Below are 15745 nucleotides of genomic sequence, written 5' to 3' on the forward strand. Positions count from 1 at the left end.
TCAGGCGCCCGTTTTGTCATGCCGGCCGTTTCATTCCCGGCCGGCGCTGCAAGGCGCAAGGGCAAACACGTGACGACACGCATCATCGGGCTCGCGGGCTGGAGCGGCGCGGGCAAGACCACGCTGCTTGGCCGGCTCATCCCCCATCTCGTGGCGCGCGGGCTCAAGGTGTCCACGCTCAAGCACGCCCACCATGCCTTCGATGTCGATCATCCGGGCAAGGACTCGCATGACCACCGCCTGGCAGGCGCTTCGGAAGTGCTGGTCTCGTCAGGCCGGCGCTGGGCCCTCATGCACGAGCTCCGCGACGAGCCCGAGGCGAGGCTTGTCGAACTTCTGCCCCGGTTGAGCCCGGTCGATCTGGTGATCGTCGAGGGCTTCAAGCGCGAACGCCACCGCATGTTCGAGGTTCACAGGACCGCGAATGGAAAGCCGCCGCTGCACCCGGATAATCCGGGCATCGTGGCCATCGCCTCGGATGCGCCCTTTCCGGCCGCCGGCCGCCCCGTGGTCGGGCTCGACGACATCGAGGCCATCGCTGCTATGGCCCTTGCCTTCGCCGAGCCGATCGATGAGGTTCTGGCGAGGCTCAACCACAGCGCCGAAGCCCATGGCCCAGCTCACCGATGATTGCTTCGCCTTTGGCGGGCCGCTTCTCCGCATCGAGGAGGCCGGCCGGCTGATCGCGGGCCGGGTCACCCCGATCGGCGATGTCGAGACGGTGCCGCTCCATGGGGCGCTCGGCCGCCATCTTGCCGCGGACCTGATCGCGCCGCTGCCGCTGCCGCCCTTCCGCAATTCTGCCGTCGATGGCTATGCGGTGCGCCATGCCGATCTGGCGCCCGACGGGCCGACGACTTTGCCGATCGGGGCGCGCATCGCTGCGGGCGGATCAGGCAAGGGCATCACGGCGCAAGGCGCGGCCATCCGGGTCTTCACCGGCGCGCCGATGCCGCCGGATGCCGATACGGTCTTCATGCAGGAGGATGTGACGGTCGCCGAGGGGGCCGTCCGGCTGCCGGCCGGTCTCGCCTCAGGCGCGAACACGCGGCCGGCGGGTGAGGACATCGCGCTGGGCGAGCTTGCGTTGCCGGCGGGCCAAAGGCTGCGCCCGCAGGACATTGCCATGGCCGCGGCCCTGGGCCACACGCATCTTGCCGTCTGCCGCCGCCTCCGGGTCGGCGTGTTCTCGACCGGCGATGAGCTCACCGAAGGCGGACAGCCCTTGCCCGAGGCGGGCATCTACGATTCCAACCGCAGCATGCTGCTCGCGCTGGTGGCCGCTGCGGGCGCCGAGCCGGTTGATCTGGGAATCGTGCGCGACAGGCGCGCGGAGCTTGCAGCGCGATTGAAGGAAGCGGCGGCCTGCTGCGATCTCATCGTCACCTCTGGAGGCGTATCCACTGGCGAAGAGGACCATGTTCGCCCCGCCGTCGAAAGCGTGGGCTCTCTTGTGCTCTGGCGCGTGGCGATCAAGCCCGGCCGCCCCGTGGCCATGGGCGTGATAGACGGCGCTGCCTTCGTTGGCCTGCCGGGAAATCCGGTCGCGGTATACGTCACCTTCGCCTTCATCCTGCGCCCGCTGCTCGCACGGCTCGCCGGCGCGCTGTGGCAGGAGCCGCGCCGCATCATGGTGACGGCGCGCTTCGGATATCGCAAGAAGACGGGCCGCCGGGAATTCGTGCGCGTGAGCCTGACACGGCGCGCCGATGGCGGCTTCGACGCCGTGCGCCATCCGCGCGAAGGGGCGGGCATGCTGTCATCGCTGACCCAGACCGATGGGCTGATCGAGCTTGCCGACGATCTCACCGGCCTGAAGCCGGGCGACAGCGCGCCCTTCATCGCCTATGCCGAACTGGGCTGAGCGGCCATCACCGGCCGCGGCGCAAGCCCGTTTCGGGATCGAACAGATGCACCCTGGCTGGATCGATCGATAGCCTGAGCGATTTCGAATCGGCCGGCACGGCCCCTGACGCGGCCTGGATCACCAGTGTGGCGCCGCCCAGGGCGCCGTGGAAGAGCTGCGTCGCGCCCAGCTCCTCTATGAAGTCAACCTGCATGGTGAGCGTGCCGTCCGGGGTCGCCGCCAGATCCTCGGGCCTGAGCCCGACCTCGATGGCGGAGCCGGCGGCAAGATCGGCGGCCATGTCGGTGACAGGCAGCACCACATCCCCGATCGCCACCGCGCCGGGGCCGCGCACCACGCCGTGGGCGATGTTCATCGGCGGCGAGCCGATGAAGGTCGCCACGAACTTCGACGCAGGCTTGCGGTAGACCTCGTTGGGAAGCCCCATCTGCTCGACGCGGCCCGCGCTCATCACCACGAGCTTGTCGGACAGCGTCATGGCCTCGACCTGATCATGGGTGACGTAGATCGAGGTCACGCCCAGCGCGCGCTGCAGCTTCTTGATCTCGACGCGCATCTGCACGCGCAGCTTGGCGTCGAGGTTGGAGAGGGGTTCGTCGAAGAGGAACACCTGGGGCTTGCGCACGATGGCCCGGCCCATGGCCACGCGCTGGCGCTGGCCGCCCGAGAGCTGGCGCGGCCGGCGCTGCAGGAACGCCTCGATGCTCAGGATCTTCGCGGCCTCGTTGACCCGTCGCTCGATCTCGTCCCGGGGCGTGCCGCGGTTGCGCAGGCCATAGGCCATGTTGTCGTAGACGCTCATGTGGGGATAGAGCGCATAATTCTGGAAGACCATGGCGATGTCGCGGTCTGCTGGCCCGACATCGTTGACCACGCGCTGGCCGATGCGGCATTCGCCGGAGCTGATGGTCTCAAGCCCGGCCACCATGCGCAGCAGGGTGGACTTGCCGCAGCCGGACGGGCCCACCAGCACGCAGAAGCCGCCATCGGGAATGTCGATCGACACGCCCTTCACGGCTTCGACATTGCCCGGATAGATCTTGCGGACGTTGGTGATGCTGACTTCGGCCATTGATGAATTCCAGACATAAGGCAGTGGGCAGTCCGCAATCGGCAATCGGCAGTTATGCAGGCGGAACGCATCGCGGCATCGCGAGGATGCACGCCAGACGACGAGAGCCCACAGCCATCCGACTGCCGGCTGCTGATTGCCGGTTCATTACTTCTCCTGGTCCACGAGACCCTTGACGAAGAGCCTCTGCATCAGGATCACGACCGCCACCGGCGGGATCATGGCCAGCATCGCGGTCGCCATGGCGAGCTGCCATTCGGTGAGCGCGTCGGCGGTGACGATCATCTTGCGGATGCCGATGACGATGGTCTGCATCGAATCCTTGGTCGTTATCAGCAGCGGCCACAGATACTGGTTCCAGCCATAGATGAACTGGATCACGAACAGCGCCGCGACGGTGGTGGCCGAGAGCGGCAGCACCGTGTCCTTGAAGAAGCGGAACGCGCCGGCCCCATCGATCTTGGAGGCTTCCAGCAGCTCGTCCGGAATGGTCATGAAGAACTGGCGGAACAGCAGCGTCCCCGTCGCCGAAGCGATCAGCGGCACGGCGAGGCCCTGATAGGTGTCAAGAAAACCGACATCTGCAACCACCTTGAATGTCGGGAAGATGCGGACCTCGACCGGGAGCATCAGCGTCACGAAGATCAGCCAGAAGGCCGTCATCCGGAATGGGAAGCGGTAATAGACCACCGCATAGGCCGAGAGCACCGAGATCAGGATCTTGCCCACCGCGATGGCCATGGCCATCACGAAAGAGTTGAACAGCATGTTGACCACCGGCTCGCGCGTGGTGCCCGCGGTGCCCACGAACAGGGTGCGGTAGTAGTTTTCGAGCAGCAGCGGCCCGGGATACAGCGGCATCTGCCCGTTGATGATGGTGCTCGCGTCCCAGCTCGAGGCCACGAAGGTCAGATAGACCGGAAATGCCAGGATCAGCACGCCGAGCGTGAGGATGAAGTAGGCGAGCCGATCGCCAAAGGTGCGGTCCTCGACCATCAGGCGCTCCACAATCCGGCGTCGGTGAGCCTGGCGGCAAGGCCCTTGGCGCAGGCGGCGATGATCTTCTCGCCTTTCTCGCGGCTGGCGGTGCGCGCGTCGCCGATCACCCCGGAGGGCGAGAGGTCCTTGAACGGGCGGAAGCTCTGCCAGGCAGGGGCCAGCACGGCGCGCGGATCGTCGAAGATCGGACCGTGCGCCTCCGCGAAGCGCTCTTGCCTGACCGTTTCGGGCGCCATCGCCAGCATCATCGAGGTCTCCACCTCGCAGGCATGCATCACCATCTTCTGCCGGTCGAGGAATTGCGCGAGATCGTCCGCAGCCAGCATGAAATAGGTGGTGGCGTAGAGGCGCAGGCCAAGCTCGCGCTGGAAATCGGGCAGGAAGGCGTTCAGCGCGCTCATGTTGCCGCCGTGGCCGTTGACGATGGCCACATTGCGGAAGCCCGCCCGCCTGATGCTGCCGAGGAAGGCAATAAGAACCGCGCGGTAGGTGGGAATGTCGAAGGTGAACGTGCCGCCGAACGCCATGTGATGCTCGGCCATGCCGCACCACAGCGTCGGCGCCACGATCACCGGCCGGGTGGCCGAGGCGATCTCCGCGCCGGCGCGGCACACGCCCTCGCACAGGATGGTGTCGACGCCGACCGGCAGATGCGGCCCGTGCTGCTCCATCGAGGCGACGGGGAGCACCACCACCGCGTCGCGGGCCGCGAGCGCGCCGATCTCCTGCGCGGTCAGCTCCTTCCACATCACGCCAGCCATCAGTAGGTCACCTTGCGCTCGATATACTTGAACTGGACGGCCGTAAGCGCCACCACGATCATCAGCAGGATCACCGATTGCGCGGCCGAGCCCCCGAGATCGGCGCCGCCCTTGCCGTCGGAATACACCTTGTAAACCAGCGTCTCGGTCGCCTTGGAGGGGCCGCCGCCGGTGATGGTGTCGATGATCCCGAACGTGTCGAAGAAAACGTAGACCACGTTCACGACGAGCAGGAAGAAAGTGGTGGGCGACAGAAGCGGGAAGATGATGGTCCAGAAACGCCGCATCGGCGAGGCTCCGTCGATCGCTGCCGCCTCGATCACGCTCTTGGGGATCGCCTGCAGCCCTGCGAGGAAGAACAGGAAATTGTAGCTGATCTGCTTCCAGACCGCGGCCATCACCACCAGCGCCATGGCCTGGTTGCCATTGAGCAGCGGGTTCCAGTCATAGCCCAGATTTTTGAGCCCCCGCGCCATCATGCCGAGCGACGGGTTGAACATGAACATCCAGAGCACGCCGGCGATGGCCGGCGCCACGGCATAGGGCCAGATCAGCAGCGTGGTGTAGACCTGATGACCCCTGATCTGCCGGTCGGCCATCGCAGCCAGAAGGAGCGCGATCGAGAGCGAGAAGCCCGTCACCAGCGTCGAGAACACCAGCGTGTTCCACAGCGCCTTGTAGTAGTCGGGCTTGGAGAACAGCTCCTTGTAGTTCTCGAACCAGACGAATTCGGTGGAGATGCCGAAGGCGTCCTGCACCAGGAAGGACTGCCACACCGCCTGGCTGGCCGGCCAGTAGAAGAACACGATCGTGATCGCAAGCTGCGGCGCGAGCAGCAGGAACGGTACGAGGTAGCCCTTGAAGGTGGCGGTCTTGTTCATGGTGGCATTCGTCGCCAGGAGGCCGGCGATGGGCGCAAAACACGGGCGTCGCATGGTGCGCGGCGGGGCAGGGGCTGGTCAACCCACCCGAGGCGGCCCGGCTGGCGGGTTGCGGCCCTGCCCTCGCGGATCAGGCGGCGCGGCAGGCCCGGAAGATGTCAGGCGGGACCCGGCAAAAGCCGGATCCCGGCATCGTCGTGGCAGGCGCGGCCTCAGCGGCTCACTGTCCGCTCGAACTGGCGCAGCACGGCGTTGCCGCGCTCGGTTGCGGCGTCAAGCGCTGCCTTCGGCGCCTTCTGGCCATTGAGCGCGGCCTCGATCTCCTCGGACCAGATGTCGCGGATCTGGACAAGGTTGCCGAAGCGCACACCGCGGGAATTGTCTGTCGGCTCCTTGTTGTTGAGCTGGAGCAGCGGCGTCTCGAGGAAGGGGCGGTCCTTGTAGAAGCCCGCATCCTTGACCTTCTGGTAGGCGGCCCTGGTGATCGGCAGGTAGCCCGACTCCGTGTGCAGCTTCACCTGGCGGTCCACATCGGACAGGAAGGTGAAGAAGCGCGCCACGCCCTTGTATTCGGCCGCCGTCTTGCCGCCCATCACCCAGAGCGAAGCCCCGCCGATGATCGAGTTCTGCGGAGCGCCCGCCACATCCGGATAGTAGGGCATCACGGTGTTGCCCCAGTCGAACTTCGCATTGGCGCGGACGTTGCCGAAGAAGGCCGACGAGGTCAGGAAGATCGGGCATTCACCCGAGGTGAAGCGCCCTTCGCCCGTGTTGGTGCGGCCCGAATAGGAGAATACGCCTTCCTTCTGCAGGTCCACCAGGTTGGTGAGATGCTTCACGTAGAGCGGGCTGTTGATCTGGAAGACCGTGTCGAAGCCGTCAAAGCCGTTGGCCTTGGTGCCGACCGGCGTGTTGTGCCAGGCGCCGAGCTGCTCGACGTTGAGCCAGGTGATCCAGGCGGTCGAGAAGCCGCACTTGTCCCAGCCGGCGGCCTTGAGCTTGCGGGCGGCGTCGAACACCTCGGGCCAGGTCTTGGGCGGGGCGTCGGGGTTGAGCCCGGCCTTGCGGAAGGCGTCCTTGTTGTACCACATCACGGCCGATGAGGAGTTGAACGGGAAGGAGAGCATTTCGCCCTTCACGGTCGAATAATAGCCGGTGATGGCGGGAAGGTAGGATTTCGGATCGAATGCTTCGCCGGCTTCCTTCATGAGGTCCTGCACCGGCTTCACGGCGCCCTTGGCGCCCATCATGGTCGCGGTGCCGACCTCGAAGACCTGCATGATGTGCGGCGCCTGACCGGCGCGGAAGGCGGCGATGCCGGCATTCAGCGTGTCGGCATAGGAGCCCTTGTAGGCCGGCACGACCTTGTAATCCTTCTGCGCGGCGTTGAATTCCTCGGCCAGCTTGACGATCACGTCGTTGTTGGCGCCGGTCATGGCATGCCACCATTGCAGCTCGGTCTGGGCCTGGGCCGCAGCGCCCGAGAGGGCGATGGCGGCGCTGGCCGCGAGAAAACGATAATGACGCATGATGCCTCCCAAGACGCGCTCCCGATGAGCGCTTCGTTGTTGGTTGTTTCGACGCTAGCACGAAACCGGGCTCAAATTCCAATGACAGAATGATGACAACTTTGCCTGTGCGCCGGAGGTTCCCGGACGCTGGTCGTCATGGCGCTTTCATCCGGAGCCTGCGGCGTCCCCGATGCCGATCCGCTGCTTTCAAGCGCTTGCTTTTGCGGATAGCCTCCTCAATCTGAGGCTCCGCCTTCCGCGGCGCTGGCCTCGAGGAGAGGCGCCATCTTCGGGCTCATGGAGTTTTGCGATGCTGACCCTCACCGTCAAGGAGGCTCTTCCCGGGGATGGTTATGCCGGCGCGCTTGCAGGGCGGGTCTGGCGCCCCGATCTGGGCGGCCCCTCGGTGGTCGCGCTGCGGGAGGAGGGCGTGGTCGACGTCACCGGAACCTTTCCCACAGTGCGGGACCTCGCGGAGCTGCCCCAGCCCGCCCTTGCGCTGAGGCAGGCGCAAGGCCCGGTGATCGCCGGCCTCGCGCAGATCCTGGACAACACGCCGCCAGCCCGGCGTGATCCTGCCCGGCCCTGGCTGCTGGCGCCGATCGACCTGCAGGCTGTCAAGGCGGCGGGCGTGACCTTCGCGGTGTCGATGCTCGAGCGCGTCATCGAGGAGAAGGCGCGCGGCGACGCTGCGGCCGCCGCGGCGATCCGGGCCGGCATCAGCAGCCTCATCGGCGATGATCTGTCGAGGCTGCGCCCCGGCTCGCCGGAGGCGCTTGAGCTGAAGAAGGTCCTCGTCGCCCAGAATGCCTGGAGCCAGTATCTTGAGGTCGGCATCGGCCCCGATGCCGAGATCTTCACCAAGGCCCCGCCAATGGCGGCGGTCGGCACCGGCATGGATGCCGGGTTGCACCCCGTCTCCACCTGGAACAATCCCGAGCCCGAGGTGGTCCTCGTCGTCGCCTCGGACGGGCGCATCGTGGGCGCGACGCTGGGCAATGACGTCAACCTGCGCGATGTCGAGGGCCGCTCCGCGCTGCTGCTGGGCAAGGCCAAGGACAACAACGCCAGCGCCGCCGTAGGCCCGTTCCTGCGCCTGTTCGACGACAGCTTCGGGCTCGACGACGTGCGCTCGACTGTGGTTTCGCTTTCGGTGGTGGGCGAGGATGGCTTCACCCTCGAAGGCTCGTCCTCGCTGGCGAAGATCAGCCGCGACCCCGCCGATCTGGTGAAGCAGATGATCGGCCCGCACCACCAGTATCCGGATGGCGCCGCGCTCTATCTCGGCACCATGTTCGCCCCCGTGAAGGATCGCGGCGAGCCCGGCGCGGGCTTCACCCACAAGCTCGGCGACATCGTCACCATCAGCGCGCCCTGCCTCGGCGCGCTGGTCAACCGCATGCGCCATTCCACCGAATGCGAACCCTGGACCTACGGCGCCAGCCACCTCATGCGCCATCTGGCCTGCCGTGGACTGATCTAGGCGCCGACGATGGCCCGGGTGCTCGTGATCGGCGAGGCCATCGCCGATTTCCTGCCGTCGGCCGCTGCGCCATGATTGCGTGCCCGGCGGCTCTGGCTTCAATACGGCCCTGGCGCTGGCGCGGCTGGGCCTCGTCCCTGCCTATGCCTCGTCCCTGCCTATGCCTCGACGCTGTCCTCCGATGCGCTGGGCCGTCGCTTTCGCGAGTTGCTCGCGCATGAGGGCGCCGACCTGTCCCTGCTGGGCGACAGCCCGGCGCCCATGCCGCTCGCCATCTTGCAGCCCGCCGGGGAAGGCGAGGGCGCGCTGGGCGCGCCCGGGCCTGAGCCGGATGCGCAAGCCCTGACGCGCTGGCTGGCCTTCGCCTCCCGCGTGGCGGCTCTGACCTGCACGCGCGCGCTGTGATCCGCCAAGGCTGTGATCCGCCAAGGCTGTGATCCGCCAAGGCTGGCGGACCTGCACCTCTGAATCTTGAGGCTACGGGCGGCCGCTTCAGCCTGCGGCGGCATCCGGCATGAAGGCGAGGTCGGTGTCGTCGGGCTGGCCTCCGGCTGCGGTCAGCATTGCGTGGACCTGGCCGCGGTGATGGGTCTGGTGGTTGAAGAAATGCGTCACCAGAAGCCATCTGGGCTTCGACAGTTCCCGCCCCTGCACACGCGAGAACCAGGTCATCGGCCCGTCAAGCCAGCCCTGCTCCAGCCCATCTGCCCACTGCGTGATCTTGGCGTCGGAGGCAGCGCGGGCCTCGGCGAGATCATTCCACGCCCCGATGAAGGCGGCGGATTCGGCGATGCCTCCGACCGGCTTCGGTGTGCCCGCGAACCGGTGCATCCAGACCTGGTCGCCCCAGAGCAGATGGCTCAAAGTGCCATGGATGCTGGAGAAGAAGGCGCCGCGATCCTGACGCCGCGCTTGCTCGCCCAGCGCTGAAGCCTCGCGATAGAGGCTGCGATTCTGCCAGGCGTTGTAGCGCGCCAGTGTCCGCACATGTTGGACGCCGATCATCGGCCAGCTCCTTCAGATCACGTTGCTCTCGAGCAGCGGCCGGCCCGCCACAATGCGCTCATGGCCGAGGTCGCCCAGATCTAGCGTCACATAGCGCCCATGCGCGACGAGTTCGCCAAGCGCGCGGCCAACCGCCGGCGCCTGCTGTAGACCGTGGCCCGAAAAGCCGTTGGCGAGCAGCAGGTTGGGCAGGCCCGCCGCTGGTCCCACGATGGCGTTCGCGTCGAGCAGGTTCATGTCGTAGGGCCCCGCCCAGGCCTGCCCCGGCCGAATCGCCTCGAAGGCGGGCACCCGCGCCGCCAGCGCAGGCCAGACCGTCTCCTCGAAGAAGGACCAGTCGACATCCGCGACGTCAGGGGCGCTCTCGTCCCAGTCGGGGTCCGCGTCGGCCGGCGGCGAGGCGCCGCAGATGAACATCTGCCCCTCCGCCGTGCGATGCCCTTCGGGCCGGCAATAGACGCCGCTCGTGTCGATCAGCAGCGGGCAATTGGGCACGTCGCCCTTGCACTGGAAGGTGAAGACAAAACGCTTCTTCGGCTGCACGGGGATGGTGACGCCGGCGGTGGCGGCCAGCCGCGCGCCCTGTGATCCGGCCGCGTTCACCACATGGCCGCAGGCGATGCGCGTGCCGTCCTCGAGGCGCACGGCCACGATGCGGCCGCCCTCGCGCTCATAGCTGGCCGCCTGACCTGTCAGGAAGCTGGCGCCCAGCGCCCTTGCCTTGCGCCGGAAGGCCTGCAGCAGGCCCCAGCCATCGAACCAGCCCTCGCCCGAAAGGCCGAGATTGCCGCCTTCGATGTCATCGAGGTTGAGCCACGGAAAGCGCGCCGCCAGCGCCGCCCTGTCGAGATGGGCGATGTCGGCGCCTTCCGAGCGTTGCAGCGCGTTCACCTTGCGCAGCCCCGCCACACCGCTGGAGTCGCCGAGATACAGATAACCGCCTTCGCGCAGGCCGATGTCGGGGATGTCGTCCCCGGTGGCGAGATGCGTCGCGACATCGCGCAGGAAGGCGATGCCGTGCAGCGAGATGCGGATGTTCACGAGGCTCGAGAATTGCTGCCGGATCGAGGCGGCCGACAGCGCCGAGGCCGACAGCTTGTAGCTCGGGTCCTTCTCGATCACGAGGACGCGCCCACGGAAGCCGGGCTGCGCCATCAGGTGATAGGCGGTGGATGAACCGATCGCGGCGCCGCCGACGATCACGACATCATGGCTTGAGCTGAGGTTCGACATGCGGCGGAGCATGGCCAGCGGGCGGGCGGCTTGGCAAGCCCGGAGCCGCGCGCGACGCTGCAGGCCGCCCATGCGCTATGCGCCCTTCGCCTGCGTCGGCATGCGCATCTTGGCGATTGCGCCGCGAAGTGGGCCAGCGCATCTTGCCGCCTGCTTCGATCGGAGAACGACCATGCCCCAATCCGTGCGCGACCAGGCGCTGCCTTTGCTCGACCGCCTCGGCGTGCCCGGGAGCGCCTTCGCCTCCGCCGGGCTCGAGGCGCGCTCTCCCGTCACCGGCGAGAAAGTGGCGACGGTCCGCGCCCATTCCGCCGCCGAGGCCAGCGCCATCATCGCGCAGGCGCAGGAGGCCTTCCTCGCCTGGCGGCTCGTGCCTGCGCCGCGCCGGGGCGAGCTGGTGCGCCTGCTCGGCGAGGAACTGCGCGCCGCCAAGGATGATCTGGGCCTGCTCGTCACGCTGGAAGCCGGCAAGATCGCCTCCGAGGGCCTTGGCGAGGTGCAGGAGATGATCGACATCTGCGATTTCGCGGTCGGCCTGTCGCGCCAGCTCTATGGCCTCACCATCGCCACCGAGCGCCCATCCCACCGCATGATGGAGACCTGGCACCCGCTCGGCGTGTGCGGCGTGATATCGGCCTTCAATTTCCCTGTGGCGGTCTGGTCCTGGAACGCGGCGCTCGCGCTCGTCTGCGGCGATCCGGTGGTCTGGAAGCCGTCCGAGAAGACGCCTCTCACCGCACTCGCCACCCACGCCATCGTCGAGCGTGCGCTCAAGCGCTTTGGCTCCGATGCGCCGCCGGGCCTGTGCGCGCTGCTGATGGGCGGGCGCGAGATCGGCGAGGCGCTGGTCGATGATCCGCGTGTCGCGGTGCTGTCGGCCACCGGCTCCACCCGCATGGGCCGCGAGGTCGGCCCCAAACTCGCGAGGCGCTTCGCCCGCGCCATTCTCGAGCTTGGCGGCAACAACGCCGCCATCGTGGCTCCCAGCGCCGATCTCGACCTTGCCCTGCGCGGCATCGCCTTCGCGGCCATGGGCACGGCCGGCCAGCGCTGCACCACGCTGCGCCGCCTCTTCGTTCATGACAGCATCCATGACGCCCTCGTGCCGCGCCTCGCCAAGGTCTACGCTTCGGTCCGCATCGGCGATCCGCGCGAGGCCGGCACGCTCGTCGGCCCGCTGATCGACGAGACGGCCTTCCGCGCCATGGAGAAGGCACTGGACGCGGCCCGCGCCGCCGGCGGCGCCGTCCATGGCGGAGGGCGCATCGACGGCATGGGCGAGGGCGCGTTCTATGCCGCCCCCGCGCTGGTCGAGATGCCGGCGCAGGCCGGGCCGATGCTGCACGAGACCTTCGCGCCGATCCTCTATGTCACGCGCTACAGCACGCTGGAGCAGGCCATCGCCCTGCAGAACGCGGTTGGCGCGGGTCTCTCCTCCTCGATCTTCACGCTCGACATGCGCGAGGCGGAAGCCTTCATGTCGGCCGCCGGCTCCGATTGCGGCATCGCCAATGTCAACATCGGCCCCTCCGGCGCAGAGATCGGCGGGGCCTTCGGCGGCGAGAAGGAGACGGGCGGCGGCCGCGAGGCCGGCTCCGATTCCTGGAAGGCCTACATGCGCCGCGCCACCAACACGGTGAATTTCGGCCGCACGCTGCCGCTCGCCCAGGGCGTGGTCTTCGATGTGGAGGGGTGAGGCTGGCGCCCGCCGTCTTTGCGAGGCGAAGCGGAAGCCACGCAGCCTCTGGCCGCGATCGGGACGGCTTGCTTCTGCTCGCCCTGACGGAATGACCTGATGCTCTCCACCCGCCTCACCGAACGGCTGGACATCCGCCACCCGATCATCAGCGCTCCCATGGCCTTTGCAGCGGGAGGGGCGCTGGCTGCGGCCGTCACCCATGCGGGGGGCCTTGGCCTGATCGGCGGCGGCTATGGCGATTCGGATTGGCTGAAGCGCGAATTCGCTGCGGCAGGCAATGCGCGTGTCGGCGCAGGCTTCATCACCTGGTCGATGGCGAAGGACCGCGCCCTGCTCACGCAGGCTCTCAGCCACGCGCCGGCGGCGCTGATGCTCTCCTTCGGCGATCCCAGACCCTTCGCGGCCGAGATCGCCGCGGCCGGCAGCGCGCTCATCTGCCAGGTGCAGAGCCTCGCCCATGCCCGCGAGGCGACCGAGGCGGGCGCGGCCATCATCGTGGCGCAGGGCACGGAGGCCGGCGGTCATGGCGCCGATCGCGCCACCATGACGCTGGTGCCCGAGATCGCGGACCTGCTGGCCTGCGAGGCGCCGCAGACGCTGCTCGTCGCGGCAGGCGGCATCGCGGATGGGCGCGGGCTCGCAGCCGCCCTCGCCCTCGGCGCCGATGGCGTGTTGATGGGCTCGCGCTTCTGGGCCGCGAGCGAGGCTCTGACCCACCCGCATCATCAGGGCGCGGCGCTTGCGGCCAATGGCGACGGCACCATCCGCCAGCGCGCCACCGACATCGCGCGCGGCCATGACTGGCCGCGCGCGTTCACGGCGCGCGTGCTGAACAATCGGTTCGTGCAGGAATGGGAGCCGCGTCCCGATGCGCACCGCGCTGCCGCCGAGGGTTTGCGCGCCGCCTATCAGGCCGGCGTAGCGGCCGGAGATCCCGACGAGGTCGGGGTCTGGGTGGGAGAGGCGACCGGCCTCATCCATGACATCGCGCCCGCCGCTGCGATCATCGAACGCACCGTCTCCGAGGCCGAAGCGATCATCGCGCGGCTTGGAACGCTGCGCGCGAGGGTCTAGAAGGATCGTCACACAGGATCATTCGCGAGAAAGGCCGCCCCATGAGCGCTGTTCCGGAGATGAAGGCCAAGGCCGCCAGGGCCGTCTACAACTGGGAAGACCCGTTCGACCTCGAGAGCCAGCTCACCGAGGAAGAGCGCTTGATCCGCGACACGGCGCGCGCCTTCTCGCAGGACGTGCTGGCCCCCCGCGTGGCCGAGGCCTATATGGAGGAAAAGGCCGATCCCGAGCTGTTCCGCCTGATGGGCGAGGTCGGCCTGCTGGGCGTCACCGTGCCCGAGGAATATGGCGGCGTCGGCGCATCCTATGTCGCCTACGGGCTGGTGGCCCGCGAGGTCGAGCGCGTGGACTCCGGCTACCGCTCGATGATGAGCGTGCAGTCCTCGCTGGTGATGTACCCGATCTATGCCTATGGCGACGAGACCCAGCGCAGGAAGTACCTGCCCCGGCTCGCATCCGGCGAGTTCATCGGCTGTTTCGGCCTGACCGAGCCTGATGCCGGCTCCGATCCCGGCGGCATGAAGACCAGGGCCACCAAGGTCGATGGCGGCTTCGTGCTGCACGGCTCCAAGATGTGGATCTCCAACTCGCCTTTCGCCGATGTCTTCGTGGTCTGGGCCAAGTCCGACGCCCATGGCGGCGAGATCAAGGGCTTCATCCTCGAGAAGGGCATGAAGGGCCTGTCGGCGCCCAAGATCGGCGGCAAGCTCTCGCTTCGCGCCTCCACCACGGGCGAGATCGTGATGGACAATGTGTTCGTGCCCGAATCCCAGCTCCTGCCCAATGTCGCGGGGCTGAAAGGGCCGTTCGGCTGCCTAAACCGCGCTCGCTACGGCATTTCCTGGGGCGTGATGGGCGCGGCCGAGGCCTGCATGGCGCAGGCGCGGTCCTATGGGCTTGATCGTCACCAGTTCGGCAAGCCGCTGGCGCAGACCCAGCTCTTCCAGAAGAAGCTGGCCGACATGCAGACCGAGATCGCGCTGGGCCTGCAGGGCTCCTTGCGCGTCGGCCGCCTCTTCGACGAGGGCAAGCTGCCGCCCGAGGTCATCTCGATCGTCAAGCGCAACAATTGCGGCAAGGCGCTCGACATCGCCCGCCAGGCCCGCGACATGCACGGCGGCAACGGCATCCAGATCGAGTATCAGGTGATGCGCCACGCGGCGAACCTCGAGACCGTGAACACTTACGAGGGCACGCATGACGTCCACGCGCTGATCCTCGGTCGCGCGATCACGGGGCTTCAGGCCTTCTTCTGATGCTTGGACTGGCTGGCGAGGACCCGCTGTACGGGCTGACTGAACTTCGTGATGTCCCCGCGGCAGCTGTCATCGCGCTCAACAACGCCCACGAGATCGAGACCTCGCGTCTCGATCCTGACAGCTACGAATGCCTTCTGGCGACATCGAGCGTTGCCATCTGTATCGGCACGAGCCCGGACGCATTCCTGATCGCCTTCGACGAGCGCTCGGATCATCCCAACGAGAACCTCGCCTGGTTTCGCGCGCGTCATGATCGGTTTCTTTATGTGGACCGCATCATCGTTGCGGAGGCGGCGCGCGGGCGAGGGCTGGCGCGCGCGCTCTATCGCGCCCTTCTTGCAAGGGCCATTTTGGAAGAGCGCAGGCTCATCGGCTGCGAAATCAACCTTGATCCGCCCAACCTTGCATCCGACAGGCTTCACGAGAGCATTGGCTTCGCCGAAATCGGACAGCGCGACGTCGCCGCCGGCAAGCGCATCCGCTACATGGCGCTGGCGCTGTGAGCAGCGCCGTTCCCGCCGGCCTGCTCTACGGCCTCCTCATCTTCGCGCTCGGCTTCATCCTCGGCACGGCGCGCGAGCTCTGGCTTGCGCCGCTGTTCGGCCGCGATGCGGTGGTTCTGGTCGAGGGGCCCCTCATCCTCATGGCGGCCTGGCTGCTGTGCTGGTGGATCATCCGCCGCCTCGGCGCTCCGGCAAGGCTTGGCAGCCGGCTTGCGATGGGCGCGCTGGCGCTTCTGCTCCTCCTGACCGGTGAGGCGCTTGTCGCGGTGTTGGGCTTCGGCCGCACGCTGGCAGCGCATTTCGCGGCCTATGCGACGGCGAAGGGTGTGCTAGAATTGTCTCCGCAAATCGCTTTCGCCCTGTTTCCCCTGCTCCAGCTCCTGCGCAAGTGACCTGAC

The 15745-nt window shown here is 67.5% G+C and carries 16 protein-coding genes; 9 read left to right on the plus strand and 7 right to left on the minus strand.

Translation table 11 applies throughout. The features are described from left to right. Positions 1–18 precede the first annotated feature (18 nt). Both mobB and HEQ16_03335 read left to right on the plus strand, forming a co-directional pair. Positions 19–630 carry a molybdopterin-guanine dinucleotide biosynthesis protein B gene (mobB, locus tag HEQ16_03330; protein ID MCO4053090.1) on the plus strand — a complete coding sequence of 204 codons (612 nt, stop codon included), beginning with the start codon at positions 19–21 and terminating at the stop codon, positions 628–630. Then, positions 611–1864, plus strand: a complete 1254-nt coding sequence (locus HEQ16_03335) for a molybdopterin molybdotransferase MoeA (GenBank protein ID MCO4053091.1) — start codon at positions 611–613, stop codon at positions 1862–1864. The genes mobB and HEQ16_03335 overlap by 20 nt, the downstream gene beginning before the upstream one ends. 7 nt (positions 1865–1871) lie before the next feature. On the opposite strand, the gene ugpC is transcribed toward HEQ16_03335, so the two are convergent. From ugpC to ugpB, 5 genes are all read right to left on the minus strand, one after another. Beyond that, positions 1872–2939, minus strand: coding sequence for a sn-glycerol-3-phosphate ABC transporter ATP-binding protein UgpC (gene ugpC, locus HEQ16_03340; GenBank protein ID MCO4053092.1), 1068 nt, complete (start codon positions 2937–2939; stop codon positions 1872–1874). Positions 2940–3086: 147 nt separating this feature from the next. Next, complete coding sequence (ugpE, locus tag HEQ16_03345; protein MCO4053093.1) at positions 3087–3935, minus strand: sn-glycerol-3-phosphate ABC transporter permease UgpE; 849 nt, start codon at positions 3933–3935, stop codon at positions 3087–3089. After that, complete coding sequence (locus HEQ16_03350; protein ID MCO4053094.1) at positions 3935–4699, minus strand: creatininase family protein; 765 nt, start codon at positions 4697–4699, stop codon at positions 3935–3937. The genes ugpE and HEQ16_03350 overlap by 1 nt, the downstream gene beginning before the upstream one ends. After that, on the minus strand, positions 4699–5580 hold the full coding sequence (gene ugpA / locus HEQ16_03355; protein MCO4053095.1) for a sn-glycerol-3-phosphate ABC transporter permease UgpA: 882 nt from the start codon (positions 5578–5580) through the stop codon (positions 4699–4701). The genes HEQ16_03350 and ugpA overlap by 1 nt, the downstream gene beginning before the upstream one ends. A gap of 212 nt (positions 5581–5792) precedes the next feature. Continuing rightward, on the minus strand, positions 5793–7109 hold the full coding sequence (gene ugpB / locus HEQ16_03360) for a sn-glycerol-3-phosphate ABC transporter substrate-binding protein UgpB (protein ID MCO4053096.1): 1317 nt from the start codon (positions 7107–7109) through the stop codon (positions 5793–5795). Between the two features lie 292 nt (positions 7110–7401). Between ugpB and HEQ16_03365 the strand changes: the two genes are divergently transcribed. Both HEQ16_03365 and HEQ16_03370 read left to right on the plus strand, forming a co-directional pair. After that, positions 7402–8574: a fumarylacetoacetate hydrolase family protein gene (locus tag HEQ16_03365; GenBank protein ID MCO4053097.1), complete on the plus strand. Its 1173-nt coding sequence runs from the start codon at positions 7402–7404 to the stop codon at positions 8572–8574. A gap of 75 nt (positions 8575–8649) precedes the next feature. Next, positions 8650–8979, plus strand: coding sequence for a hypothetical protein (locus HEQ16_03370; protein ID MCO4053098.1), 330 nt, complete (start codon positions 8650–8652; stop codon positions 8977–8979). An 87-nt stretch (positions 8980–9066) separates the two neighbouring features. Here HEQ16_03370 and HEQ16_03375 read toward each other — a convergent pair whose 3' ends face one another. Both HEQ16_03375 and HEQ16_03380 read right to left on the minus strand, forming a co-directional pair. Beyond that, positions 9067–9579, minus strand: coding sequence for a damage-inducible protein DinB (locus HEQ16_03375; protein ID MCO4053099.1), 513 nt, complete (start codon positions 9577–9579; stop codon positions 9067–9069). Between the two features lie 12 nt (positions 9580–9591). Continuing rightward, a complete protein-coding gene (locus tag HEQ16_03380) occupies positions 9592–10812 on the minus strand; it encodes an FAD-binding oxidoreductase (protein MCO4053100.1) in 1221 nt (406 codons plus the stop codon). Positions 10813–10912: 100 nt separating this feature from the next. Between HEQ16_03380 and HEQ16_03385 the strand changes: the two genes are divergently transcribed. From HEQ16_03385 to HEQ16_03405, 5 genes are all read left to right on the plus strand, one after another. Then, positions 10913–12508, plus strand: a complete 1596-nt coding sequence (locus HEQ16_03385; GenBank protein ID MCO4053101.1) for an aldehyde dehydrogenase family protein — start codon at positions 10913–10915, stop codon at positions 12506–12508. Between the two features lie 99 nt (positions 12509–12607). Further along, entirely contained in the window at positions 12608–13585 is a 978-nt protein-coding gene (locus HEQ16_03390; GenBank protein MCO4053102.1) for a nitronate monooxygenase, read from the plus strand. Positions 13586–13626: 41 nt separating this feature from the next. Continuing rightward, the gene (locus tag HEQ16_03395) at positions 13627–14841 is read left to right on the plus strand and encodes an acyl-CoA dehydrogenase (GenBank protein MCO4053103.1); all 1215 of its coding nucleotides are present in this window, start codon (positions 13627–13629) and stop codon (positions 14839–14841) included. Beyond that, positions 14841–15347 (plus strand): GNAT family N-acetyltransferase, encoded by a 507-nt coding sequence (locus tag HEQ16_03400; GenBank protein ID MCO4053104.1) that lies wholly within the window; start codon positions 14841–14843, stop codon positions 15345–15347. Before HEQ16_03395 ends, HEQ16_03400 begins: the two co-directional genes overlap by 1 nt. Then, entirely contained in the window at positions 15344–15739 is a 396-nt protein-coding gene (locus tag HEQ16_03405; protein ID MCO4053105.1) for a hypothetical protein, read from the plus strand. The genes HEQ16_03400 and HEQ16_03405 overlap by 4 nt, the downstream gene beginning before the upstream one ends. Positions 15740–15745 lie beyond the last annotated feature (6 nt).

The sequence above is a fragment of the Bosea sp. (in: a-proteobacteria) genome, assembly GCA_023910605.1.
GTDB lineage: Bacteria > Pseudomonadota > Alphaproteobacteria > Rhizobiales > Beijerinckiaceae > Allobosea.

Coding starts and splice junctions, on each gene's coding strand:
- mobB (MCO4053090.1), top strand. CDS start 19: ATGCCGGCCGTTTCATTCCCGGCCGGCGCTGCAAGGCGCAAGGGCAAA.
- HEQ16_03335 (MCO4053091.1), top strand. CDS start 611: ATGGCCCAGCTCACCGATGATTGCTTCGCCTTTGGCGGGCCGCTTCTC.
- ugpC (MCO4053092.1), bottom strand. CDS start 2,939: ATGGCCGAAGTCAGCATCACCAACGTCCGCAAGATCTATCCGGGCAAT.
- ugpE (MCO4053093.1), bottom strand. CDS start 3,935: ATGGTCGAGGACCGCACCTTTGGCGATCGGCTCGCCTACTTCATCCTC.
- HEQ16_03350 (MCO4053094.1), bottom strand. CDS start 4,699: ATGGCTGGCGTGATGTGGAAGGAGCTGACCGCGCAGGAGATCGGCGCG.
- ugpA (MCO4053095.1), bottom strand. CDS start 5,580: ATGAACAAGACCGCCACCTTCAAGGGCTACCTCGTACCGTTCCTGCTG.
- ugpB (MCO4053096.1), bottom strand. CDS start 7,109: ATGCGTCATTATCGTTTTCTCGCGGCCAGCGCCGCCATCGCCCTCTCG.
- HEQ16_03365 (MCO4053097.1), top strand. CDS start 7,402: ATGCTGACCCTCACCGTCAAGGAGGCTCTTCCCGGGGATGGTTATGCC.
- HEQ16_03375 (MCO4053099.1), bottom strand. CDS start 9,579: ATGATCGGCGTCCAACATGTGCGGACACTGGCGCGCTACAACGCCTGG.
- HEQ16_03380 (MCO4053100.1), bottom strand. CDS start 10,812: ATGTCGAACCTCAGCTCAAGCCATGATGTCGTGATCGTCGGCGGCGCC.
- HEQ16_03385 (MCO4053101.1), top strand. CDS start 10,913: ATGCGCATCTTGGCGATTGCGCCGCGAAGTGGGCCAGCGCATCTTGCC.
- HEQ16_03390 (MCO4053102.1), top strand. CDS start 12,608: ATGCTCTCCACCCGCCTCACCGAACGGCTGGACATCCGCCACCCGATC.
- HEQ16_03395 (MCO4053103.1), top strand. CDS start 13,627: ATGAGCGCTGTTCCGGAGATGAAGGCCAAGGCCGCCAGGGCCGTCTAC.
- HEQ16_03400 (MCO4053104.1), top strand. CDS start 14,841: ATGCTTGGACTGGCTGGCGAGGACCCGCTGTACGGGCTGACTGAACTT.